Annotated in this window: 21 protein-coding genes; 9 read left to right on the top strand and 12 right to left on the bottom strand. The window is 63.9% G+C overall.

Annotated elements, in window-relative coordinates:
• Positions 1-145 precede the first annotated feature (145 nt).
• Genes hutI through hutU form a run of 4 tightly spaced genes read left to right on the top strand, consistent with a single transcriptional unit; the run spans position 146 to position 5,412 of the window.
• Positions 146-1,387, top strand: coding sequence for an imidazolonepropionase (gene hutI / locus AU381_RS13030; RefSeq protein WP_064242190.1), 1,242 nt, complete (start codon positions 146-148; stop codon positions 1,385-1,387).
• Positions 1,384-2,919, top strand: coding sequence for a histidine ammonia-lyase (gene hutH / locus AU381_RS13035; RefSeq protein ID WP_064242191.1), 1,536 nt, complete (start codon positions 1,384-1,386; stop codon positions 2,917-2,919). Before hutI ends, hutH begins: the two co-directional genes overlap by 4 nt.
• Before the next feature lies 1 nt (position 2,920).
• Positions 2,921-3,736, top strand: a complete 816-nt coding sequence (gene hutG / locus AU381_RS13040) for an N-formylglutamate deformylase (protein ID WP_064242192.1) — start codon at positions 2,921-2,923, stop codon at positions 3,734-3,736.
• Entirely contained in the window at positions 3,733-5,412 is a 1,680-nt protein-coding gene (gene hutU / locus AU381_RS13045; protein ID WP_082909944.1) for a urocanate hydratase, read from the top strand. The genes hutG and hutU overlap by 4 nt, the downstream gene beginning before the upstream one ends.
• 265 nt (positions 5,413-5,677) lie before the next feature.
• Here the strand turns inward: hutU and AU381_RS13050 are convergent, their stop codons facing one another.
• From AU381_RS13050 to AU381_RS13070, 5 genes are read right to left on the bottom strand one after another with little or no spacing between them, the layout of a single operon-like run.
• On the bottom strand, positions 5,678-7,120 hold the full coding sequence (locus tag AU381_RS13050) for a M81 family metallopeptidase (protein ID WP_064242193.1): 1,443 nt from the start codon (positions 7,118-7,120) through the stop codon (positions 5,678-5,680).
• A 9-nt stretch (positions 7,121-7,129) separates the two neighbouring features.
• Positions 7,130-9,049, bottom strand: a complete 1,920-nt coding sequence (locus AU381_RS13055; protein WP_064242194.1) for a beta-N-acetylhexosaminidase — start codon at positions 9,047-9,049, stop codon at positions 7,130-7,132.
• Positions 9,050-9,071: 22 nt separating this feature from the next.
• Positions 9,072-9,896: an SDR family oxidoreductase gene (locus tag AU381_RS13060; RefSeq protein WP_064242195.1), complete on the bottom strand. Its 825-nt coding sequence runs from the start codon at positions 9,894-9,896 to the stop codon at positions 9,072-9,074.
• Positions 9,865-10,728 (bottom strand): MurR/RpiR family transcriptional regulator, encoded by an 864-nt coding sequence (locus AU381_RS13065; protein ID WP_064242196.1) that lies wholly within the window; start codon positions 10,726-10,728, stop codon positions 9,865-9,867. The genes AU381_RS13060 and AU381_RS13065 overlap by 32 nt, the downstream gene beginning before the upstream one ends.
• A gap of 55 nt (positions 10,729-10,783) precedes the next feature.
• A complete protein-coding gene (locus AU381_RS13070) occupies positions 10,784-11,188 on the bottom strand; it encodes a RidA family protein (protein WP_064242197.1) in 405 nt (134 codons plus the stop codon).
• 115 nt (positions 11,189-11,303) lie between these two features.
• On the opposite strand from AU381_RS13070, the gene AU381_RS13075 reads away from it, so the two are divergent.
• Positions 11,304-11,795, top strand: a complete 492-nt coding sequence (locus AU381_RS13075) for a hypothetical protein (RefSeq protein WP_064242198.1) — start codon at positions 11,304-11,306, stop codon at positions 11,793-11,795.
• A gap of 20 nt (positions 11,796-11,815) precedes the next feature.
• Entirely contained in the window at positions 11,816-13,381 is a 1,566-nt protein-coding gene (locus AU381_RS13080; RefSeq protein ID WP_064242199.1) for a M81 family metallopeptidase, read from the top strand.
• Between the two features lie 12 nt (positions 13,382-13,393).
• Here the strand turns inward: AU381_RS13080 and gcvA are convergent, their stop codons facing one another.
• Positions 13,394-14,302 carry a transcriptional regulator GcvA gene (gcvA, locus tag AU381_RS13085; protein WP_064242200.1) on the bottom strand — a complete coding sequence of 303 codons (909 nt, stop codon included), beginning with the start codon at positions 14,300-14,302 and terminating at the stop codon, positions 13,394-13,396.
• Positions 14,303-14,422: 120 nt separating this feature from the next.
• Here gcvA and AU381_RS13090 point away from each other — a divergent pair, with 120 nt between their 5' ends.
• The 3 genes from AU381_RS13090 (at position 14,423) to AU381_RS13100 (ending at position 16,927) form a co-directional block, all read left to right on the top strand.
• Positions 14,423-14,896, top strand: coding sequence for a RidA family protein (locus AU381_RS13090; RefSeq protein ID WP_064242201.1), 474 nt, complete (start codon positions 14,423-14,425; stop codon positions 14,894-14,896).
• Positions 14,893-16,083: an aminotransferase class V-fold PLP-dependent enzyme gene (locus AU381_RS13095; protein WP_064242202.1), complete on the top strand. Its 1,191-nt coding sequence runs from the start codon at positions 14,893-14,895 to the stop codon at positions 16,081-16,083. Before AU381_RS13090 ends, AU381_RS13095 begins: the two co-directional genes overlap by 4 nt.
• A gap of 64 nt (positions 16,084-16,147) precedes the next feature.
• On the top strand, positions 16,148-16,927 hold the full coding sequence (locus AU381_RS13100; RefSeq protein ID WP_064242287.1) for an SDR family oxidoreductase: 780 nt from the start codon (positions 16,148-16,150) through the stop codon (positions 16,925-16,927).
• A gap of 12 nt (positions 16,928-16,939) precedes the next feature.
• Here AU381_RS13100 and AU381_RS13105 read toward each other — a convergent pair whose 3' ends face one another.
• The 6 genes from AU381_RS13105 to AU381_RS13130 all read right to left on the bottom strand — a co-directional run bounded on the left by AU381_RS13105 (position 16,940) and on the right by AU381_RS13130 (position 22,822).
• Positions 16,940-17,440 (bottom strand): GNAT family N-acetyltransferase, encoded by a 501-nt coding sequence (locus AU381_RS13105; protein ID WP_064242203.1) that lies wholly within the window; start codon positions 17,438-17,440, stop codon positions 16,940-16,942.
• 2 nt (positions 17,441-17,442) lie between these two features.
• Positions 17,443-18,573 (bottom strand): ABC transporter ATP-binding protein, encoded by a 1,131-nt coding sequence (locus AU381_RS13110; protein ID WP_064242204.1) that lies wholly within the window; start codon positions 18,571-18,573, stop codon positions 17,443-17,445.
• Between the two features lie 84 nt (positions 18,574-18,657).
• Entirely contained in the window at positions 18,658-19,872 is a 1,215-nt protein-coding gene (locus tag AU381_RS13115) for an ABC transporter substrate-binding protein (protein WP_064242205.1), read from the bottom strand.
• Between the two features lie 36 nt (positions 19,873-19,908).
• Positions 19,909-20,766, bottom strand: a complete 858-nt coding sequence (locus tag AU381_RS13120) for a carbohydrate ABC transporter permease (RefSeq protein WP_064242206.1) — start codon at positions 20,764-20,766, stop codon at positions 19,909-19,911.
• The gene (locus tag AU381_RS13125; RefSeq protein ID WP_064242207.1) at positions 20,763-21,647 is read right to left on the bottom strand and encodes a carbohydrate ABC transporter permease; all 885 of its coding nucleotides are present in this window, start codon (positions 21,645-21,647) and stop codon (positions 20,763-20,765) included. The genes AU381_RS13120 and AU381_RS13125 overlap by 4 nt, the downstream gene beginning before the upstream one ends.
• 14 nt (positions 21,648-21,661) lie before the next feature.
• On the bottom strand, positions 21,662-22,822 hold the full coding sequence (locus tag AU381_RS13130; protein ID WP_064242208.1) for a Gfo/Idh/MocA family protein: 1,161 nt from the start codon (positions 22,820-22,822) through the stop codon (positions 21,662-21,664).
• Between the last annotated feature and the right edge of the window lie 130 nt (positions 22,823-22,952).

The following is a 22,952-nucleotide window of genomic DNA, read 5'->3' on the forward strand; positions in this document are numbered from 1 at the left end:
CCGGATCGAAAGACCGGGGCTTTTTCGTTCCGATTGCTGGGCCAGTGCGCGGGCGGCGTTACCTCCTGGGACAAGGTCGAAATTTTTACGCTTGCCGTTTGCTCTATTATGTATATACATTATCGCAACGAAAGGCGAAGAGCTGATGAACGGAAACGCCGACATGGAAGGCAGCAGCCTCTGGCGCAATGTGCGCCTCGCGACGCTCCGCGAGGATCTGGGTCCGCTCGGCGTCATCGAAAAGGGCGCCGTGGCGGTACGCGGTGGCCGGATCGTCTATGCCGGCGCAGAGGCCGACCTGCCCGGCGAGCTTTCCCGGGCCGAACAGGTGATCGATTGCGAGGGCCGCTGGATGACCCCGGCGCTGATCGACTGCCACACCCATCTCGTCCATGGCGGCAACCGCGCCCGCGAATTCCAGCTGCGCCTCGAAGGCGCGACTTATGAAGAGATCGCGCGTGCCGGTGGCGGCATTGTCTCCACCGTGAAGGCGACCAACGCGCTGTCGGTCGAGGAACTGGTGACGGCGGCGCTCCCGAGGCTCGACACGCTACTTTCCGAAGGTGTCTCCACGGTCGAGATCAAATCGGGCTACGGCCTCAACATCGATGCCGAGTTGAAGATGCTCCGCGCCGCCCGGCAGTTGGAGCGCCTGCGCCCGGTCCGCGTCGTCACCAGCTATCTCGCCGCCCACGCCACGCCGCCGGAATACAAGGGTCGGAATGTCGGCTACATAGAAGACGTCGTGCTGCCCGGACTGACCCAGGCGCATGCTGAAGGGCTTGTCGATGCGGTCGATGGCTTCTGCGAGGGGATCGCCTTCTCGCCCGCCGAGATGGCGCGTGTCTTCGACAGAGCCAAGGCTCTCGGCCTGCCGGTGAAGCTTCATGCCGAGCAGCTTTCCGACCTCGGCGGCGCCAGGCTTGCCGCCTCCTATGGGGCGCTTTCGGCCGATCATCTCGAATATCTCGATCAGGACGGCGCCGCCGCCATGGCGAAGTCCGGCACCGTCGCCGTCCTGCTGCCCGGGGCGTTCTACACGCTGCGCGAAACGCAATTGCCGCCGGTCGCTGCACTCCGCGCCGCCGGCACACGCATCGCCATCGCCACCGATTGCAACCCGGGCACATCGCCGCTGACCTCGCTGCTGCTCGCGATGAACATGTCGGCGACACTCTTCCGCCTGACGCTCGAGGAATGCCTCGCCGGCGTCACGCGAGAGGCGGCGCGCGCGCTCGGCATAGTCGGCGAGACCGGCACGATCGAAGCGGGGAAATCCGCCGATCTTGCCCTCTGGAGCATCGATGCGCCGGCGGAATTGATCTACCGCATCGGCTTCAACCCCCTCTCCGAGCGGATTTTCAAGGGTGAAAGGATTGCCCGATGACCATCGTTCTGAAACCCGGTTCGGTGCCGCTCAAGGACCTGGCGACGATCTACTGGACCGGCGAGCCGGCCCGCCTTGATCGCGCCTTCGATGCCGGCATTGAGAAGGCCGCTGAGCGCATCGCCGAGATCGTATCGGGTAACGCGCCCATCTATGGCATCAACACCGGCTTCGGTAAGCTCGCCTCGATCAAGATCGACAGCGCCGATGTGGCCACCCTGCAGCGCAATCTGATCCTCTCGCATTGCTGCGGCGTAGGCCAGCCGCTGCCGGAGAACATCGTACGCCTCATCATGGCGCTGAAGCTGATCTCGCTCGGACGGGGCGCCTCCGGCGTCCGCCTCGAGCTCGTTCGGCTGATCGAGGCGATGCTCGAAAAGGGCGTCATCCCGCTGATCCCGGAGAAGGGCTCGGTCGGCGCTTCCGGCGACCTCGCGCCGCTCGCCCACATGGCAGCCGTGATGATGGGCCATGGGGAGGCCTTCTTCGCCGGCGAACGCATGATGGGCGATGCCGCCCTGAAGGCGGCGGGTCTTTCCCCGGTGACGCTCGCCGCCAAGGAGGGCCTGGCGCTGATCAACGGCACCCAGGTTTCGGCCGCTCTGGCGCTTGCCGGACTCTTCCGCGCCCATCGCGCCGCTCAAGGAGCGCTCATCACCGGCGCGCTGTCGACCGATGCGGCCATGGGCTCGTCCGCCCCCTTCCACGCCGACATTCATACGCTGCGCGGCCATCGCGGCCAGATCGACACGGCGGCAGCGCTTCGCCGGCTGCTCGATGGATCGGCCATCCGCCAAAGCCACATCGAGAGCGACGAACGCGTGCAGGATCCCTATTGCATCCGCTGCCAGCCGCAGGTCGATGGCGCCTGCCTCGACCTGTTGCGCTCGGTGGCCGCTGCCCTCACCATCGAGGCCAATGCCGTCACCGACAACCCGCTCGTTCTCTCCGACCATTCCGTCGTCTCCGGCGGCAACTTCCATGCCGAGCCGGTCGCCTTCGCCGCCGACCAGATCGCGCTGGCGATCTGCGAGATCGGCGCCATTTCCCAGCGCCGCATCGCCCTCCTCGTCGACCCGGCCCTGAGCTACGGCCTGCCCGCCTTCCTCGCCAAAAAGCCCGGCCTGAATTCCGGATTGATGATCGCCGAAGTCACGTCCGCGGCGCTGATGTCGGAGAACAAGCAGCTCTCGCACCCGGCCTCCGTCGACTCGACGCCGACCTCGGCCAACCAGGAAGACCATGTATCGATGGCCTGCCACGGCGCCCGGCGCCTGCTGCAGATGACCGACAACCTGTTCTCGATCATCGGCATCGAGGCGCTGGCGGCCGTCCAGGGCATCGAATTCCGGGCGCCGCTTGCGACCAGCCCGGAACTCCAGAAGGCGGCCGCGGCTCTCCGCGCCGTTTCCCCCACAGTCGAGGAGGACCGCTATATGGCCGACGATCTCCGGGCCGCAGGCGAACTCGTCGCCTCGGGCCGACTGACGGCCGCCGTCTCCGACGGCATCCTGCCGGAACTGGAGGGCTGACATGGCTGTCTTCGAAGTCCGGCAAGGCACCTCGCCCGTCATTCTCGGCCTGCCGCATACAGGCACCGAAGTACCCCCACCGATCTGGCTGCGGCTGAACGACAACGGCCGTATCCTGGCCGATACGGATTGGCACATACACGACCTCTATGAAGGCCTGCTGCCCGAAGCGACAACGGTGCGCGCCACGTTCCATCGTTATGTCATCGACGCCAATCGCGACCCGGCTGGCGCCAGCCTCTATCCCGGCCAGAACACGACCGGGCTTGTGCCCGAGACCGATTTCGATGGCGCGCCGATCTGGAAGGAAGGTGAGGGCCCGACGGATGCAGACATCGCGGCAAGGCTGCGCGATTTTCACGTGCCCTATCACGCTGCGCTCGCCGCCGAGATCGCCCGCATCAAGGCGATCCATGGCGTGGCGGTTCTCTATGACTGCCACTCGATCCGCTCGCACATTCCCTTCCTCTTCGAGGGCAAGCTGCCGGACTTCAACATCGGCACCGATATGGGAAGGACCTGCGCTCGATCGATCGAGATGGCTGCCGTGAAAATCGCGGCGAAAGCAGAGACTTACAGCCACGTGTTGAACGGGCGCTTCAAAGGCGGCTGGACAACTCGTCGCTATGGAAAACCGGAAGCGGGAGTTCACGCGATCCAGATGGAACTCGCGCAGTCGACCCATCTCGCATCGGAAGCACCCCCTTTCGCGTTGGACTCAAGCAAAGCTGAACGTCTTCGCGGCCACCTCAGGAATATCCTGCAACGGATTGAAACAAAAGCATTCGACCTCAAACTGACAGGGAGTGAGGCATGAACGTGAATAACCCGCGCCATAACATCCGCGAAGTGCGCAGCCCGCGCGGAACCGAGATCAGCGCCAAGAGCTGGCTGACGGAAGCGCCGCTCAGGATGCTGATGAACAATCTCGATCCGGACGTCGCCGAGAACCCCCATGAGCTTGTCGTCTATGGTGGCATCGGGCGGGCGGCCCGCACCTGGGCGGACTTCGACCGGATCGTCGCGACGCTGAAGGATCTGAACGACGACGAGACCTTGCTTGTGCAATCCGGCAAGCCGGTCGGCGTGTTCCGGACCCACAAGGATGCGCCGCGTGTGCTGATTGCCAATTCCAACCTCGTGCCGCATTGGGCGACCTGGGACCATTTCAACGAGCTGGATAAAAAGGGTCTCGCCATGTACGGCCAGATGACCGCCGGCTCGTGGATCTATATCGGCACGCAGGGCATCGTTCAGGGCACCTACGAGACCTTCGCGGAAGCCGGCCGGCAGCACTTTGGCGGCAACCTCAAGGGCAAATGGATCCTCACTGGCGGGCTCGGCGGCATGGGCGGAGCGCAACCGCTCGCCGCAGTCATGGCCGGCGCCTGCTGCCTGGCGGTCGAATGCAATCCGGATTCGATCGATTTCCGCCTGCGCACCCGTTATCTCGACGAGAAGGCCGAGACGCTCGAGGAAGCGATGGAGATGATCGCGCGGTGGACGAAGGCAGGCGAGGCGAAGTCCGTCGGCCTCCTCGGCAATGCCGCGGAAATCCTGCCCGAGATGGTCCGGCGCGGCATTCGTCCCGACATCGTCACGGACCAGACGTCGGCGCACGACCCGATCAACGGCTACCTGCCGAAGGGCTGGACGATCGCGGAATGGAAGGCCAAGCGCGAAAGCGATCCGAAGGCGGTCGAAAGGGCCGCCCGCGCCTCGATGCGCGACCATGTCGAAGCGATGCTGGCCTTCTGGGACGCCGGCATTCCGACGCTCGACTACGGCAACAACATCCGCCAGGTGGCGAAGGACGAGGGCCTCGAGCGCGCCTTCGACTTCCCGGGCTTCGTGCCCGCCTATATCCGCCCGCTGTTCTGCCGCGGCATTGGCCCGTTCCGCTGGGCGGCACTCTCCGGCGATCCGGAGGACATCTACAAGACCGACCGGAAGGTCAAGGAACTGCTGCCGGACAACAAGCACCTGCACAATTGGCTGGACATGGCGCGCGAGCGCATCGCCTTCCAGGGCCTGCCGGCACGCATCTGCTGGGTCGGCCTCGGCGACCGTCATCGCCTCGGCCTCGCCTTCAACGAGATGGTGCGCAATGGCGAACTCAAGGCGCCCGTCGTCATCGGTCGCGACCATCTTGATTCCGGTTCGGTCTCCTCGCCGAACCGCGAGACCGAGGCGATGAAGGATGGCTCCGACGCGGTCTCCGACTGGCCGCTCCTGAACGCCCTGCTCAACACCGCCTCCGGCGCCACCTGGGTGTCACTGCACCACGGCGGCGGCGTCGGCATGGGCTTCTCGCAGCATTCGGGCATGGTGATCTGCTGCGACGGCAGCGAGGACGCGGAACGCCGCATCGCGCGGGTTCTCTGGAACGATCCGGCAACGGGCGTCATGCGCCACGCCGATGCCGGCTATGACATCGCGGTCGACTGCGCCAGGGTACAGGGCCTGCGCCTGCCGGGTATTCTGGGGAACTGATGAGAAGGCAGGAGGCCGGCGCGACGGCAATAACCAGATGCGGATGTCGTCGCCGAACCCCCTCTGGCCTGCCGGTCATCTCCCCCACAAGGGGGGAGAATACAAGGGGCTGGCTCCCCGCTCTCTTTCAGAAGTCGATAAGGCCAACCTGACCACAATTGGTGCCGGTAGCGCACGACGGCGCCTCCTTCGTCTCCCCCCTTGTGGGGGAGATGGCCGACAGGCCAGAGGGGGTTCAGGCCAGCTCCACGGTCCGCTGCCCTGGTCACACGACCTCCGCCCAGCGGGCGGACAGCCGCGCCTTTGGCGTGAACTCGAAATTGACATCCAAGGGAAAGATCGGCCGCTGGCGGCGCCTGCTCGCCAGGTGTTCTATGTCCTGATTGACGACGCCCTCGGTCAGCGCCATCAGATTGGGATTGGCGATCGGCGCAAGGTCCGGCGAAAGATAACCGGATTTGACGACCAGCAGGCGCACGGCCGTCGGATCGAGTCCGAGACGGCGGAAATCCTCGATAGTGTGGTAGGGACGCCGCCGCGCCGAAAGCACCACCATGGTGTCGCCCACTTGGGCCACCGCCTGGCGTTCGGCGAGGGGACCGGGATCGTCAAGCCTGACCACCATTGCGGTTCCTTCGACAGCGGGACTCGAGGGATCGAGGCTGCCGCCGATGCGCAAGCGGAGAGTTGCGCCTTCACCGGCGGCAAAGCACGCATCAACGGCGGGCCGATCGGCAATTCCGGCGAGGAGCGCGCCCTGCCAACCACGCGCCAGAAGCGCCTTCAACACATCGGCGCGGTCGCCGACGCCCCCACCGGTCGGGTTGTCGCCGGAGTCCGCCAGAATGATCGGATTTGTCGCCGCGCCTGCGGCAATATCGAGCATTGCTTCGAGGGTTCCGGTTACCGGCCCGAAGCGGAAGTTTTTCCGGGCATCCCAGTAGCTTGCGGCGATTTCCTCCGCCGCTTTCGAAGCCGCGTCCCGATCGGTACCGGTCACGACCGCGCATGCGGTGGCCCGCGGCTCGTCCGCCCAGACGTAGCCGACCATCAGATTGGCATCGAGAACGCCGTGCCATGCATCGAAGTCCGCCAGGCGCCCATATAAGCTCCTGGCGGGCTCGTCCTCCGTCGAGGTGCGTTCTCCCGGCAGGAGCAGCGGCACGGGCGCCCAGGCGACGCCGGGTCGCCTGTCGCTTCGCAACGCCTCCACCAGCATCGTCCAGGCCCGCACCATGGTTTGCCGCGTATCGATATGTGGCGCGGTGCGATAGGCGGCGAAGATGTCGATCTGGTCAATGATCCGCTGGCTGACATTGCCGTGCAGGTCATAGCTGACGGCAATAGGGCAGTCGGGACCGACGACGGCACGGGCGGCAGAAATCCAGTCGCCCTCCGCATCGTCCATGCCGTCGACCTTTATCGCTCCATGCATGGCAAGATAGAGCCCGTCGATCGGCAGCGCCGCTCTCAACCCTTCAAGGAACTCCGCCTTGAACGTCTCATAGGCCGGCCGCGAAACCGGACCGCCCGGAACGGCGCGGGCGTGGAGGAGCGGAACGTGCCCCACCTCCTCTGCGTCGAGGAAGCTGAAATAGTCGGCTTCGAGCAGCGCCTCGCCCCTCAGGACCCGAAAATCTTCGACCGACATCAGCACGGGCGAATAGGTGCTGCACTCCGTGTGGATTCCGCCGACGGCGATCCGCATCACTCAACCTCACAGGCTTGGACTGAGGGGAGCGATCGCAGCAAAGCGCAGCCAGTCCTTCGCGGCCTTCGGCGTCCACGCCGCCTCGGCAATCGCCGGCAGGCGCGGGAAGACGAGCCGGTTGAAATAGCCGCGCGACAGGAAATGCTCCGACCAGATGCAGGCCTGCACCCCTTTCATCCGGCCCTTCAATTCTTCCGGGAACTCGCCCTCCGCCTCATAAGCATAGGTATGCGCCGGCGTTGCCGTGCCGGCCCAGCTCGCGCCGGGCTCCTGCCAGGCGTCCGCTTGTACCATGTCGAGGTAGTAGGCCTGGCCGGGGGTCATCACCACGTCGTAGCCCTCGCGCGCCAGCTCGATTCCGACCTGCGGGTTTTCCCAGGCCATCAGCAGAGTCCCGTCGGTGCCGACACCGCCGCCATGAGCCACCTCGTTCCAACCGACGAGCTTGCGGCCGCGGGCCGTCAGCATCTGTTTCACCTTTTTCAGGAAATAGGATTGCAGCGCGAAGGTGCTGGAAATGCCTTCCTCCTCCATCAGCTTGCGCGCCAAGGGCGAGGCAAGCCAGGAGCCGTTCGCCACCTCGTCACCGCCGATGTGGATATATCGGCTCGGGAACAGCTCGACCATTTCGTCGAAGACCTTTTCGAGGAATTCGTAGGTGAGCGGGACAGCCGGATTGAGGGCATTGTTGGGATAGCCCTGGACCGAATGATAGCTTTCCGGCGCTTCCTGACCATCGGCAAGCTCGGGAAGCGCGACGAGCGCCGCGGTGCTGTGGCCTGGAATATCGATCTCGGGTACGATCTCGACATTGAGCGCCGCCGCATGGGCGACGATCGCCTTGACTTCCTCCTGGCTGTAGAACCCGCCCGACGGTTCGGCGCCGTTGCCGAGCTGCGGCAGCAGCGGCTCGTCCGGCCCGCGCAGGACGCCGAGCGTCGTCAGCGTCGGATAGGCCTTGATCTCCAGCCGCCAGGCCTCGTCGTCCGTCAGGTGCCAGTGGAAGATGTTGAGCTTGAACCAGGCGAGAATATCGATCAGGCGCAGGACGTCGGCGGCCGGATAGAATTGCCGCGACACATCGAGATGGCAGCCGCGCCAGCCGTAACGCGGCCCGTCGGATATCGTGCCCGAAGCGGGAAAGCGGAATGCGCCGGCATGGTTGCGCGCACCGTCAATCAACTGCGCCAGCGTCGTCAGGCCGTATTGCCGTCCGGCGACCCCGCCGTATGCGAGCCGGATGTCGCGGTCGGAGAAGGAAAGCCTGTAGGCCTCGCCACCGAGTTCGCTCTTCTTCACAAAGACGATCGGCAGCCCCTGACCGGACGGCGCGAGGCTGAAGGGGGCGTGGCCGGCGGGAAAGAGCCGGTGAAACAGCGCCAGCACGTCGGAGACCGCCGCGATGTCCTCTGCGCTGCTTCCGGATGCCGGGTAGAGAACGACGGGAAGACCTTCTCCAGGCACTGCGTCGATCTCGGCCGGCCAGGGCTGCAGCGCGAAGGGCAGGTCGAGCCGTCCGTCCGGCAGGCGAGCGGGCGGCGGCTCGCTGATAGCTCCTTCGAGCCGAAGATCCGAGACCGCCACCGGCAAGTGCTTGCCGTCGGACAGCGTCAGATAGGCGGACTTCGCCCCGTCGGTGCAGTGCTTCGCCTGCCGGTGCAGGCCGCCGACGGTGAAGGTCCAGCTTTCCCCCGGCTCAAGGGTCAGCCCCTCGGGTGGCGCGAATTCATGGAAATTGGCGTTGCGGCGCAGGAAAACGGCATTCTCGCAGGCGGCCGGCTCGAGGACGCGGGTGAGCGACGTATAAACGAGACGGAAGCCGCTGAGCGCTCCGCCAGAGAGATTGAAGAGGCTGAAAGTGAAGCGTCCATTTGGGTCGCCATCCGGCTGCCAGGCAGATTCGAGGCGATAAGAGACCGGCTGCATGAGCATCCTCCAAAGGGCTTGGTCAGTAGTGGCTGGACTGCGAAAAGGTGCGGGCGAGTTCCGTCTGGCCGGCGGTGAGGCCGCAGTCGACCGGCAGGCAGACGCCCGATATGGCGCTCGCCTGGGGTCCCGCCAGGAAGTGAACGGCGTTGGCGACGTCCTCCGGGTTTATGATGCGCTGAAGCGGGTACCAGCGCTTCGCCTCCTCGAAGACTTGCGGATTGGCGGCGGCGCGCGCCTCCCAGGCCTGGGTTCGAACGGTCCCGGGAGCCACAGCATTCGAGCGGATGCCGAACTTGCCGTATTCGACGGCGATGAGCCGCGTCAGGTGGAGAAGGCCCGCCTTGGCGGCGCTGTAGGCCGGGTGGCCGAAGACGCTGATTCCGTTCACCGAAGCGATATTGACGACGGAGCCCCTGCTCTCCTTCAGCATGTCCTCGACCGCCCGGAAGCAGAGGAAAGCGGCCTCGAGATTGAGGGCGCTGTCCATCCGCCAGATGTCTTGCGTCGTATCCTGCAGGCTGACGGCGCGCGCGCCGCCGGCATTGTTGACGAGCGTATGCACGCGGCCGCGCGCCGCCGCCGCCGCCGCCAAGGCCGCCACGCTCGAAGCATCCGTCACGTCGCAGGCGACCGCTGCGAAACGCTCCTCCCCGCCGAGGTCACTCGCGGCCTTGCCTGCCGCATCGCCGTCGATATCGGCGAGGAGCACGACGTCGTGGCCGTCCGCCAGGCGACGGGCGATGGCACGGCCGATGTCGCCGGCCGCGCCGGTGACGATCGCTACGGTTTTCGGGCGGTGCTCCTGTGCCACATCAGTCTCCGAGAAGCTGGCGATCGTCGCCATCCCTGTGCGCCACCAGCTGCTGCTTGATGCGCCGCAGCGTCGCGGTGGCCTGCGGCTGGACGCGATAGGCCACCAGGCTGGCGAGGATATCAACCAGCGCCACATAGGCGATGCGCGTGGATGTGGGACGGTAGATGTTGTTTCCTTCCGGCAAGTCGACCGGAACGGTGATGTCGGCGGCTTGCGCCACCGGGCTGCCGGTCTGGGTCAGCGCGACGGTCGGCACCCTGGCGTCGCGGGCAAGAGTGAAGGCGCGCACCAGCTCGGTGTTGCGCCCGGAAAAGGACGAGCCGATGATCACGTCGCTCTGCCTGGCGGCGGCCGCCAGCATCAATTGCATGCTGTGGTCGGAACTCGCGGTGATGCGCAGGCCGAGGCGGAAGAGGCGGTTCTGCAACTCCCCGGCGATCATCGAGGAATTGCCGCCCGAACCGAAGGCATAGATCATTTCCGCGCCCGCCAGCCGGTCGGCGGCCTGCTCGATCGCGGCAAGATCGAGTGAACGATGCAGCAGGAACAGCGCATTCTGTGCCTTGGTGATGATGTCCTGCGCGACATCGCCCGGTTCCTGGCTTTTCGGCTCCGGCTTCAGGTAGCGCATGCCGACATAGGCGGTGCGGGCCAGTTGCACCTTGAAATCGGAAAAGCTGTCGCAACCCAGCCGCCGGCAGAAGCGCGTCACCGTCGGCGGCGAGACATCGGCCTTTCCTGCAAGCTCGATGATCGATGCGTTGACAGCAAATTCGAAGTCGTTGAGCAGAATGTCGGCGATGCGGCTTTCAGACTGCGAAAGCCGCTCCTTTTCATGCTGCAAGGTTGCGAAAATATCCATCCGGACGGCCACTCCCTATCTGAGCCGCGAAATGCGGGCGGAAACCCGCACGCACTCATCCCGCGACATATTGGGCGTCCTTGGGCTTGTAGGCGACGCAGTCGATCTCCACCTTGCAATCGACCATCATCGAAGACTGCACGCAGGCACGGGCCGGCGGATGAGCTCCGAAGTATTCCTGATAGATCTTGTTGAAGCTCCAGAAATCGCGCGGGTCGTCCAGCCAGACGCCGACTCTCACCACGTGCTCGATACCGTAGTCGGCCTCCTTCAAAATGGCCAGCAGATTGCCGATCGCCTTGTGGGTCTGGGCGACGATATTGCCGTCGACAACCTCGCCATTTTCCATGGCGACCTGCCCGGAGATGTGGAGCCAGCCGCCTGCCTCCACGGCGCGCGCGAATGGCAGCGATTTTCCGCCCGCCCCGATCTCTTCGGCGCCATAGCGTTTGATGGACATAGGGAACCTTTGTGCAAATTATTTTCGTGCTACGTTGACAAATCACCACAGAACGCGGAATTTGGCCAGAGAAAAACGCCATTCATGAAAAGAATTTCAATCCCGAGCGGTACACATGCGCAATCCCTTTCAGAATCCCTTCCACACCGGCGACTCGGCCAGGCATTCGATCTGGGAGATGTTGGTGACTCGGGACATCGACGCTTTCCTGGCTGCCGACTGGACTTTGGTGGCTGGTGATTTCGTCGAAGACGGCTTCATCGGCATCGATGGAAGGCGGGCAGCGAGCCCGGACGATTGGCGGCTCACCTTCCCATCGCTTGCCGCCTATCGGGACGAGTGGCTGCGCCAGGCGCTGACTTTTGCCGAACAGTCCTTCGCAGAGGATGCGCGCACCGCCATTTTCACGACGACGACGCTCGAGGACATCGAGATCAACGCAGACCGGGCGCTCGCCCGCAAGAAGTTCGATGGCCGAATAAAAAAGGCCGATGGAAACTTCGATGTCTTGAAGTGGCAGACGGTTTATTATTGCCGGCTGCATGAAGGCCGGTGGAAGATCTGCGGCTTCACCGGTTACCTGCCGAATCCGATGGGTTCGAACTGAGGGCAAGGAAGGCAACGGCATTGCGGATCTTCACGGCAGCCCTGGCGACCGAAACGAACACCTTCTCCCCCATTTGCATCGACAGGCGCGCCTTCGAGGCGTCGCTCTATGCGCCGCCCGGAAAACACCCGGAAACGCCGACGCTCTGCACCGCGCCGATAACCGTCGGGCGTCGCGTGACGGCCGAGAAAGGCTGGGAACTGATCGAAGGAACCGCGGCCTGGGCCGATCCAGCCGGTCTCGTCAACCGGCAGACCTACGAAACGCTGCGTGACGAAGTGCTGGAGCAATTGCGCGCGGCGCTCCCCGTCGATGCCGTGGTGCTTGGGCTGCACGGAGCGATGGTCGCCGCCGGCTACGAGGACACCGAGGGCGATCTCCTGTCCCGCGTGCGCGACATCGTCGGCCCGGACGTGCTTGTCTGCGCCGAACTCGATCCGCATAGCCACCTCACCGAGAAACGGGTCGCTGCGGCCGATTTCTTCGTCTTCTTCAAAGAATTTCCACACACCGATTTCGTCGATCGAGCCGAGGACCTCTGGCGCATCACCGTCGATACGCTCGAAGGTCGCGTCCGGCCGGTCATGTCGGTGTTCGACTGCCGGATGATTGATGTCTTTCCGACGTCGCGCGAACCGATGCGCAGCTTCGTCGACAAGATGATGCGGACCGAGCGGGAAGATCCGGACGTCCTGTCGCTCTCGGTCGTACACGGTTTCATGGCCGGCGACGTCCCGGAAATGGGCACCAAGATGGTCGCCGTGACCAATCGCCGTCCGGAGAAGGGCCAGGCGCTCGCCCGCGAACTCGGCCTCGAACTCTTCGAAAAGCGCGGCACCTTCCGCATGCCGGAAATCGACGAACGGCAGGCCGTCGCCGCGGCAATTGCCGCGCCCGCCGGACCGATGGTCATTGCCGATATGTGGGACAATCCGGGCGGCGGCACGGCGGGTGATGCGACCGTGGTCCTCGACGAACTGCTCGCCAAAGGCGTCACCGATGCGGCGATCGGCACGATCTGGGATCCGATGGCCGTGCAAATCTGCATGGCGGCGGGCGAAGGCGCGGAAATCCCCTTGCGCTTCGGTGCGAAATCCGCCCCCGGCACGGGCCGCCCGATCGACGGCATGGTCAGGGTGGTGCGGCTGGTGCGCAATGCCGAAATGCGCTTCGGCGAGAGCTTCGCTCCGTTTGGAGATGCGGCGCATATCCAGTACCGCGGCATCGACATCATTCTCAATTCGACGCGCGCCCAGAGCTTCGACCCGAGCCTGTTTTCGGTCATGGGTATCGATCCGACCGCCAAGAAGATCCTGGTGGTCAAGTCGACGAACCATTTCTACGCCTCGTTCTCGAAGATCGCCTCGCAGATCCTTTATTGCTCGGCCGGAACGCCCTATCCCAACGACCCGGCGAAAACGCCCTACGTCCGGGCGCGGCGCGACATCTGGCCGATCGCCAGCGATCCGCACCGGCGCGAACTCCTCGAAACGATACGCGACACCGCAGCCGGCAAGGACACGTCCGGCCCCGATGCAGCCCGCAGTCAGGATTTCCTCTATCGGGACGACGGCCTGCCGAAATGATGGCTGTCGCTTTCAGCAGACGCGCAAATGCGGCGATGCCGCCTCTTCCTGCAGCCAAGAGGCGAAGGTCTCGGCGCCGGCGCTGAGCCCTCGGCTTTGCGGCATGACGAGCCAGTAGGCGATCTTTTCGGACCGGACGGTTTGCGGGAAAGGCTGGATCAACCTTCCGGCGGCGAGATGATCGCGAACCATATGCATGCGTCCGATCGCAACGCCCTGTCCGTTCAGGGCCGCCTGAAGGACGATATTGTAGTCGGTGAGTTGCAGCACGCGGGCCCGGCGAATATCGAGGCCAACCTCGCCGAGCCACAATTCCCACCCCACCGGATTCCAGGATTCAAGTAAGGTATGACGTAAAAGGTCTGCCGGTCCGCCGAAGCGCGAACCGTCGCCAAAGAGTGCCGGGCTAACGACAGGGCTCAACTCTTCATTCATCAACCACTCTGCCCTGACCCCCTCCGATTGGCCGCTGCCGAAGCGGATCGCCAGATCGACACCGTCCGCTGCGAAGTCTGCGAGACGCAGTGTCGGGTCGAGTTCGACCTCTATCTCCGGATGCTTCAGCATGAAGCCGGCAAGCCGCGAAACCAGCCAGTTCGCCGCGAACGAGGGCAGGACGCTGACGCGCACCCTTTGCCGGGGCACCTGTCGGCGCATCTCGAACGTCGCATCGGCGATGATCGCGAAAGCCTCGACGGTCTTGTCCAGGTAGGCCGCCCCCGCCGGCGTCAACTCGATACTCTTGGCCTTGCGCACGAAAAGCCGGATGCCCAGCGTTTCCTCGAGCTGCTTGATGTGGTGGCTCACCGCGCTCTGGGTAATGAGCAGCTCCTCCCCGGCACGACGGAAGCTCAGCAGGCGGCCCACCGCCTCGAAAGCCCGCAAGGCTTGCAGCGGGGGCATGGTGGTGGAGGCGCGCATGATTTCCCTGGTTCTTTAGAATAGAGACATTAGCCTGATCGATCGCACCATAATGCAGTTTGAATTGGAAGCAATCGGAGGGCCGTTGCATTCTCGCCCGCATTCCAAGGGGAGACCGCCATGTTAGAAACCATCGCAGCCAGACTTTCCGCTCTCGGACATGCTCTGCCAGTACCTTCAAGGCCGGCGGCGAACTACGTTTCCACGGTACGAACCGGCAACCTTCTTGCCGTCTCGGGACAGATCAGCGCCTGGCACGACGACGTCTTCACCGGGTCGGTAGGAGCCGGGGTTACTATCGAAGAGGGCCGCATCGCCGCCGAACGCGCTGCGATCAACGTCCTGTCGCAGATTGCCGCTGCGACCGACGGTTCTTTGGCGGCCGTCCGGCGGGTTGTTCGGCTCGGCGTCTTCATCGCCTCGTCGCCCGACTTCGCGGAGCAATCACTGGTCGCCAACGGGGCTTCGGATCTTTTCGTCAACGTGTTCGGCGAGGCGGGGCGGCACGCACGCGCCGCCGTGGGTGTGGCCGCGCTGCCGGCCGGTGCCACCGTCGAAATCGACGCGCTGGTGGAACTGGAGCCGGCCGCATGAGCGATGTGTTCGACCTCGATCGGCTGCGAGCCGATACGCCCGGCTGTGCGGTCGGCATGCATTTCAATCACTCCGGCGCCTCGCTGCCTTCGCAATCGACGCTGACAGCGATGTGGGACTATCTGAGAAAGGAATCCAACGACGGCCCGATGGAAGCGGCGAATAGTGCCACGGCTCTTCTAGAGGACGTGCGAGCCGGCACAGCGGCACTGATCGGCGCCAGGCCGAGCGAGATTGCGTTCCTCGGCAGCGGTTCTGCCGCCTGGGGAGCAGCTTTTGCAGCCTTGCCGCCGCTCGTTCCAGGCGACCGCATCCTCGTCGGCCGCCAGGAATGGGGCGGCAATCTCGCTACGATGCAAGACGCCACAGTGCGGGCCGGAGCGAGGGTCGAGGCCATTCCCGCCCGCGACGACGGCAGCGTCGATGCCTCGGCACTGGCGGCGATGATCGATGAACGCGTCCGTCTCGTGTCGCTCACATGGCTGCCGGCGAATGGCGGCCTGATCAACGATGCGGCGGCGGTGGGGCGTGTGACCAGGGCCGCCGGCATTCCCTATTTCATCGATGCGGGCCAGGCACTCGGGCAGATCCCGATCGACGTCGCCTCGCTTGGATGCGACGTGTTGAAGGCGGCTGGCCGGAAATTCCTCCGCGGGCCGCGCGGCACGGCGATCCTATATGTCAGGCAGGAATTCCTGCCGCGGCTGACACCGCGCTATCTCGATGTGCTTTCCGGGCCGATCGTCGACGGCGTCGTCAAGATCCGCGACGATGCACGCCGCTTCGAGGCGGGCGAGATTTCGCCGGCGCTGATCCTCGGACTTGGCGCTGCCATTTGCCAGGCAAGTGCGCTCGGCATGAAGGCGATCCGCGAGAGGATCGGCACGCTCGCGAACGAACTGCGCGACAATCTTCGCAGCATCCCGAATGTGACGGTGCGGGACCTCGGGGCCGAACTCTCCGGTGTCGTATCATTCACCGTCGAGGGCATTCCGGCGCCGGAAGTTCGCGCGGCCCTGGCCGAAAGACAAATCGCGATCGGGGCGAATGGTGTTCCCTATACACCGCTCGACATGACCGCGCGAGGGCTCGACCAGATCGCGCGGGCTTCGGTTAGCTATCTCAACACCCTATCGGAGATTGCCCGCCTCTCGGATGCGGTCGCCGATGTCGCGCGGAAAGCATGAGGCCGCCATCTTTCTTGGCCACGCTGCCAAACGGATAAGTCAAACAGAATTGTCGGAGCATAACATGGATTTGGGTATCAAAGGCAAACGGGCGCTGGTTTGCGCCGGTTCGAAGGGGCTGGGCCGGGGCGTCGCCGAGAAGCTCGCCGAGGCAGGCGTCATCCTGACGCTCAATGCCCGCGAGCCGAAACAGCTTCGCGAGACGGCACGCGCCATCAGCAAGGACTATGGCGTGGAGGTGGAGATCGTCGCCGCCGACGTCACGACGGAGGAAGGCCGCAATGCACTCCTTCGCGCCGAGCCGCAGCCGGATATCCTTGTCACCAATGCCGGCGGCCCGCCGCCAGGCGACTGGTCGAGCGTGACGGAGGACAACTGGCTGGAGGCAATCAGGGCCAACATGCTGGCGCCGATCCTGCTCATGAAGGCCGTGATCCCCGGCATGATCGAGCGGAAATGGGGCCGGATCGTCAACATCACCTCGGCCTCGGTGAAGTCACCGATCCCGGAACTTTGTCTCTCCAACGGCGCCCGCACCGGGCTCACCGGCTTCGTTGCGGGTACGGCACGACAGGTGGCACGGCACGGCGTCGTCATCAACAACCTGTTGCCGGGATCGCACCAGACGGAGCGGCTGGAAAAACTCCTCGAAAAATCCGCCAAGGCACGTGGGGTTTCACTGGAAGAGGCGCGCGCCGAGGAGTATGCGCAGAATCCGACGGGCCGCGTCGGTACGCCAGATGAGTTCGGCGCCGCTGCGGCATTCCTCTGCAGCCAGTATGCCGGCTATATCGTCGGCCAGAACCTGCTGCTCGACGGCGGCGCGCTCAATTCGACGCTCTGAGGTCTCCTTGGTTCAATCGACGATGCGCCGGACCATGATGAGATCATCGACTTCCCGGCCGTTGCGGATGCAGCCGCCGGGAATGCGGCCGACCGCCTCGAACCGCTCCCGGCGATAGAAGGCGATCGCCGCCACGTTTTCAGCGCTGACCGAGAGCTCCAATTGCCGGATGCCTTCCCTCCGCGCGTGCTCCGTCACTGTTTGGAGAAGCAGCCGCGCGACACCGCTTCCGCGCAAACTCCGATGCACATAGACCATGACGACGGTGGCCCGGTGCGCCATCTTGCTGGCGTGCTGGCGCAGTAGGCCCATGATGCCCACCGGATCCTCATCGCGCAAGGCAACGAAAACGGGATTGTCGGTCAGCCGCCGGCGCCATTCGTCGTCCGGCAGCCTTTCCCAGTCCTCGGCGCTGCTGGCAAAGGAATCGGGCTCCGCGCGCAGCGCCTCGAGCCGGATGCGCCGGAAGGTTTCGATATCGTCCGGGCCGAGCAGTCTTATCACTACGGTCACGTTCAGGCCGCCGGGTCGAAAAGGGCAAGATCGATGTCGGTCATCTCGACGCGACGCTCGAAGGCGATGCCGTCTTCGTCGAACAGGTGGCAATCGACACCACGGATGCCGGTCTTCACCTGTTCCTCCGCCCGGAGGACGGCGGTTCCCGGCAGCATGGCGCAATAGTTCTCGCCCTCGCCGCCGAGCGATGCATAGGCAACCGTGTGCGCGCCGAGGCGCTCGATGACCGACGGGTTGATGGTCAGCGTCAGGTCGCCTGAGCCCGTCTGGATGTGCTCCGGGCGCACGCCGAGTGTTAGCGTACGGCCGGCCATGCCGCTCCGTGGCGAAACCGGAACAAACGCCGTCTGCCCTCTATAGTCGATTTCGACGCCAGCCTCGCTCACACCCGTGCAGGTGACCGGCAGGAAATTCATCTTCGGATGGCCGATGAAGCCGGCGACGAAGATGTTGGCCGGCTTGTGGTAGAGCTCGAGCGGCGCGCCGGTCTGGGCGATCTCACCGGCATTCAGCACGACGATCCGGTCCGCCATCGTCATCGCCTCGACCTGGTCGTGCGTGACGTAGATCATCGTTGCCTTCAGTTGCCGGTGGAGTTTCGCCAGCTCAATGCGCATGTCGGCGCGCAGCGCCGCGTCGAGGTTCGAAAGCGGCTCGTCGAACAGGAAGATCTTCGGCTCGCGCACGATCGCCCGTCCGATCGCGACGCGCTGTCGCTGGCCGCCCGACAGCATGCCCGGTTTCTGCTCCAGCCGCTGGTCGAGATGCAGGATGCGCGCCGCATGTTCGACCTTGGCCTTGAGCTTCTCCTCGGCCATCTTTTCGACGCGCAAAGGAAAGGCGATGTTCTCGAACACGGTCATGTGCGGATAGAGCGCATAGGACTGGAAGACCATGGCAATGCCGCGCTTGACGGGCGGCAGGTCGTTGACCCGCTTGCCGTCGATAACGATGTCGCCGGCCGTCGTCTCGTCGAGCCCCGCGATCATTCGAAGCAACGTGGACTTGCCGCAGCCGGACGGGCCGACGAAGACCACGAACTCGCCGTTCTTCACCTCGAGTTCTATACCCTTCAGCACCTCGTACGTGCCGTAGAACTTCTGAACCTTTTTGAGATTGAGCTGGCCCAAGTAACTGTCTCCGGCCGCCGGCGAAGGCGGCTTTTCCACGAATTGAGGGGACCGCGAAGCGAAGCCCCGCGGTCCCGCCGGGCTTTACTTGTATTGTTCGAGGTCGGCAGCCGCCTTTTTCAGGGCATCGGCGGGCTCGGCCTTGCCGGTGACGACCGACTGGACCATCTCGATCATCGTGTTCTGAAGTCCCTTATAGTCGGTGAAGAGGGGCTCCGGCCCGCCGAAGGAGATTCCGTCGATGAATGGTTTCCAATATGGGTTGGCCGCAACCATATCGTCGACCGCCTTGCCCGGACGAAGCGGCGTCAGGCCTTCCTGCGCCTCGTAGATCGGCTGGTTCTCAGGATTGGTGAGGAATTTGGCGAATTCGATCGCCTTTTCTTCAACGCCCGTACCGCTGAAGACGGCAAGGCTGTCGGTGATCAACAGCGTGCCCGGCCCCTTGGCGCTCGGCCCGAGCGGCAGCGGCGCAACGCCCCAGTCGATCTTCGTTTCCTTGAGGCGGTTCACCGCGCCGACCGACGCATGGATCATCCCGAGCTTGCCGTCGAGGAAGATTGCCCTGACCTCGTTCTGCTCATAGGAGGTCGGCCCCTCCTCGGCATAGGGAACGATATCCTTCAGCGCTGTCAGCGCCTCGAGGTTCTCCTTGCTGTCGAAGGTGATGTTGCCGCTGGCGTCGATCACCGAACCATTGTTCGTGTAAACCCAATGCAGGAACTGGTGCATGGTGTTGTCGAAGGTCTTGGCGACAACGCCGAAGCCCGCAGTTCCGGTCTTCTCCTTGATCGTCTTGGCGTATTCGAGCTCTTCCGCCCAGGTCTGCGGCGGCTTTTCCGGGTCGAGACCAGCCTGCTTGAAGAGCGCCTTATTCCAGTACAGCGACTTGGTGGAAAAGGCGACCGGAACGCCCCATTGCTTGCCGTCGGTCGTCACCGTGTCCATGATGAAGGGGTAATAGGATTTCTTCTCCTCGTCCGTGAAGGGGATCGGCACGATCAGTTCGTTCTGAGCGAATTCCTTGAGCGTGCGCGAGCCGACATAGGCGAGCGCCACAGGCGTGCCAGAGGCGGCAAGCGTCGTCACCTTGTCCTGGCACTGGCCCCAGCCGACCACTTCCGAGGCGATCTTGTAACCGGGATTGGCTTCTTCCCATTTCTTGATGAAGTCGGCATGGGCCGGCTGCATCTTGTCGCCGCAGGCGAGGAAGGTGATCTCGGTGTCGGCGAGCGCCGGCAGGGCCGTCGTGGCGAGAAGCGCGAAAGTTCCGGCAATCAATGAGGCATGCTTTGTCATGGTAGTTCCCCTCGCTTGTGAGCTCGTTGTTGCGGATTACTGTTTCACGGCGCCGGCTGTCAGGCCCGCGACGAGATAGCGTTGCATCAGGAAGATAAGGACGACGGCCGGCGCGATGCCGACGAAACTCGCCGCCATGAGTTCGTTCCAGACGACTTCCTGCCGGCCGAAATAGGCATAGAGGCCGATCGGCAGGGGCATGTATTCGGTCTTCGAGTTGAAGGTCAGCGCGAAGATGAATTGCTGGGCGTAGGAGCCGATGAAGGTGGTGATCGCGACGACGGTGATGCCGGGCATGGCGATCGGCAGGATGACGCGGCGCAGCGTATAGAAATGGCTTGCCCCGTCGACGAAGGCAGCCTCGTCGAGTTCCCGGGGGATCCGCATCATGTAGGTACGCAACAGCCAGATGCCCGAGGGAATGAGGAAGGCGACGCCCGGCACGATCATCGCGAAATAGGTGTTGAGCACGCCGAAACTGCGCATCAGCCGGAAGAGCGGGATGAGCAGCACGGCGCCCGAGAACATGTTGACCGCCAGAAAAGCTGCGAGCAGCGCGCCGCTGCCGCGAAACCTGAAGCGGGCAAAGGCGTAGGCCGAAGGCACGACCAGCACGAGCACGACTGCCGTCACGATCGTGGAGATGAAGAAGGAATTGAAGATGTATCGGGCGAAACCCGGCACGCTCACCCACATGCTGCGGTAGGCGTCGAAGGATCCGTTCTGCGGCCAGAAGCGGTAGGGCGAGGAGAACAGAAGGCCGAGCGGCTTCAGCGATACGAGGAAGCCTTCGACGAAGGGGGAAAGAATGAAGCTCAGGAAGACGAAGATGCCCGCATAGATGCCGACCAGTTCGTACCAGCGATAGCGGTTGATCATGGCTGGCTGGCTCATCGGCCCTCTCCCGAGGCAAGACGGTGCGTGACGCGGAAATAGGCGATGCAGAAGATCGACAGGAAGATGCAGATCAGCACGGCGCGGGCTGCGCCCTCGCCGTATTTCTTCGAGCCGATCGCCGTCCGGTAGGTGTCGATGATCATCGTCGTCGTGTCGCCGTTCGGGCCGCCCTGGGTGAGAATCCAGATGATGTCGAAGGAGTTGAAGGTGGCGATCAGCGACAGCATCGACATGGTGATCATCGACGGGACGAGAAGCGGCAGGGTGATGCGCCGGAAGCGGTAGAAGCGCCCTGCCCCGTCCGTCCAGGCGGCCTCGTAGAGATCCTGCGGGATCGCCTGCATCGAAGCGAGCATGTAGAGCGTCACCATCGGCACGCCGATCCAGACGTCGGTGATGATCGTTGCCCAGAAGGCGGTCGAGCCATGCGCGAGGAAGGCGACCGGGCCGTCCACCAGGCCCCAGTTCTGCAGCATGCCGGAGATCATTCCGAACTGGCCGTTATACATCCAGCCCCACATGAAGATGCCGATCGCCATCGGCACGATCCATGGCGGCATGGTCAGCACGCGAAACAGCGCCCGCCCCGGCACGGCGGCATTCAGCATCACCGCACCGAAGGTGCCGATGATCATCTTGATCGCCACCGAAAAGGCGGTCCAGACGAAGGTCCGGACGATCACTTCCGCAAAGGTAGCGTTGAAAATCTTGTCGTAATTGGCTGTGCCGACCCATTTGGTCGTCTTCTTCAGCGAGGCGTCCGTGAACGACAGGATGAACGTATCGACCAGCGGATAGGCGACGATCACAGAGACGTAGAGAACGGCCGGAAGGAGCAGGATCCAGGCGAAGATGACGGTGCTGCGGCGAACACTCATGCCCCTCCCCCCCGTCAGGCCGCACGGGCGTGCAGGGCTTCGTCGAAGCGATCCCAGAGCGGCCTGAGATCGACCACCTGCCGCTTCATGCGCGCTTCGTCCATGGAAAGCGCAAGGATGCCCGCTTCCAGCGCATCGAGCGGCGAGACAGGCAGCGGGCCACTGTGCCGGACATGGGCGATGATCTCGGCCGCCATCTGCTCGTCCGCTCCATAGTGCTGCGAGAGCGCCGTCTCCTTGGCGTAGCGCTTCTCGACCACCTTCCTGCCGGAAAGCACCTCGTGAACGTCGAGGTAACCGCGGATGAAGTCGCCTTCCGCCATGCCGCGCGACCCCATCACGCAGAAGCGGCGGAACTGGTCCGGAACGTTGAGGTTGGTGTGGAAGTTCATTGCGACGCCGTTGGCGTATTCGATGATCGCCACCTGATAGTCGATGATGTCGCCGTCGCTATCGAAGACCTTGTCGGACCCTAGCCAGCCGCTCGGCTTGCGGTGGAAGAGCTGCAGGTCGTTGACGCCGTCGCGGGCCGGATCATTGGCAGGGGTGAAGCTCTTGCGCCCGCCGAAACTCGCTACCCGCTCCGGCCGGGCGCCGACGACGCCATTGTAGAGGTCGAGGTCATGGCAGCATTTCTCGAGCATGAAGCTGCCGGCATAGCGTCCGTAGCGGCGCCAGTCGCGCATGAAGAAGGCGCCGTGATAGGGTTCGATGTGCTCGGCCGCCTCGATCGAAACGATCTCGCCGAGCGTCCCCGCCGCCTGGGCGGCGCGAAGGTCGCGATACATCGGCGCGTAGCGCAGCACGAGGCCGACCATCAGCCGATCGGGACCGTGTTTCGCCAGAAGAGCGGCAAGTTCAACGCTCTGTTCGATCGTGCTGACGATCGGTTTCTCGCAGAAGACCTTGAGACCCGCTTCCAGGCCGATGCGGATATGCTCGAGATGCATGTGGTTCGGAGAGCCGATCATCAGCAGGTCGAGGCGCTCGCCGGCGATCAGTTGCTCGGGCGTGGCATAGGCCTTTCCCGCCGAAATGCCTTTTTCCGAAAGCGTCGCAAGGCCGGCCGGGGCGGGGTCGACATAGCCGGCGATCTCGAAGCTTTCGTCGATGGCCTTGAAGACATAGCCCAGATATCCGAGACGGAATCCGAGTCCGATTATCCCGATCTTCATGCTGATGCCGTTCCCGTCTCGTAATTTATTTTCGCAGACTGGGATAGATTTTGCGGCACGTCAACAAAAATTCGGTCATTCTGAGAAATTGTGAAATTCATTTTCACATGCGCAGAGAAGCCACGTTTTC

This window comes from Sinorhizobium glycinis (genome assembly GCF_001651865.1).
Lineage (GTDB): Bacteria > Pseudomonadota > Alphaproteobacteria > Rhizobiales > Rhizobiaceae > Sinorhizobium > Sinorhizobium glycinis.

What these genes read in the sequence shown, in the direction of transcription:
- hutI (WP_064242190.1), top strand. Translation starts at nt 146, where the DNA reads ATGAACGGAAACGCCGACATGGAAGGCAGCAGCCTCTGGCGCAATGTG.
- hutH (WP_064242191.1), top strand. Translation starts at nt 1,384, where the DNA reads ATGACCATCGTTCTGAAACCCGGTTCGGTGCCGCTCAAGGACCTGGCG.
- hutG (WP_064242192.1), top strand. Translation starts at nt 2,921, where the DNA reads ATGGCTGTCTTCGAAGTCCGGCAAGGCACCTCGCCCGTCATTCTCGGC.
- hutU (WP_082909944.1), top strand. Translation starts at nt 3,733, where the DNA reads ATGAACGTGAATAACCCGCGCCATAACATCCGCGAAGTGCGCAGCCCG.
- AU381_RS13050 (WP_064242193.1), bottom strand. Translation starts at nt 7,120, where the DNA reads ATGCGGATCGCCGTCGGCGGAATCCACACGGAGTGCAGCACCTATTCG.
- AU381_RS13055 (WP_064242194.1), bottom strand. Translation starts at nt 9,049, where the DNA reads ATGCAGCCGGTCTCTTATCGCCTCGAATCTGCCTGGCAGCCGGATGGC.
- AU381_RS13060 (WP_064242195.1), bottom strand. Translation starts at nt 9,896, where the DNA reads ATGGCGACGATCGCCAGCTTCTCGGAGACTGATGTGGCACAGGAGCAC.
- AU381_RS13065 (WP_064242196.1), bottom strand. Translation starts at nt 10,728, where the DNA reads ATGGATATTTTCGCAACCTTGCAGCATGAAAAGGAGCGGCTTTCGCAG.
- AU381_RS13070 (WP_064242197.1), bottom strand. Translation starts at nt 11,188, where the DNA reads ATGTCCATCAAACGCTATGGCGCCGAAGAGATCGGGGCGGGCGGAAAA.
- AU381_RS13075 (WP_064242198.1), top strand. Translation starts at nt 11,304, where the DNA reads ATGCGCAATCCCTTTCAGAATCCCTTCCACACCGGCGACTCGGCCAGG.
- gcvA (WP_064242200.1), bottom strand. Translation starts at nt 14,302, where the DNA reads ATGCGCGCCTCCACCACCATGCCCCCGCTGCAAGCCTTGCGGGCTTTC.
- AU381_RS13090 (WP_064242201.1), top strand. Translation starts at nt 14,423, where the DNA reads ATGTTAGAAACCATCGCAGCCAGACTTTCCGCTCTCGGACATGCTCTG.
- AU381_RS13095 (WP_064242202.1), top strand. Translation starts at nt 14,893, where the DNA reads ATGAGCGATGTGTTCGACCTCGATCGGCTGCGAGCCGATACGCCCGGC.
- AU381_RS13100 (WP_064242287.1), top strand. Translation starts at nt 16,148, where the DNA reads ATGGATTTGGGTATCAAAGGCAAACGGGCGCTGGTTTGCGCCGGTTCG.
- AU381_RS13115 (WP_064242205.1), bottom strand. Translation starts at nt 19,872, where the DNA reads ATGACAAAGCATGCCTCATTGATTGCCGGAACTTTCGCGCTTCTCGCC.
- AU381_RS13120 (WP_064242206.1), bottom strand. Translation starts at nt 20,766, where the DNA reads ATGAGCCAGCCAGCCATGATCAACCGCTATCGCTGGTACGAACTGGTC.
- AU381_RS13125 (WP_064242207.1), bottom strand. Translation starts at nt 21,647, where the DNA reads ATGAGTGTTCGCCGCAGCACCGTCATCTTCGCCTGGATCCTGCTCCTT.
- AU381_RS13130 (WP_064242208.1), bottom strand. Translation starts at nt 22,822, where the DNA reads ATGAAGATCGGGATAATCGGACTCGGATTCCGTCTCGGATATCTGGGC.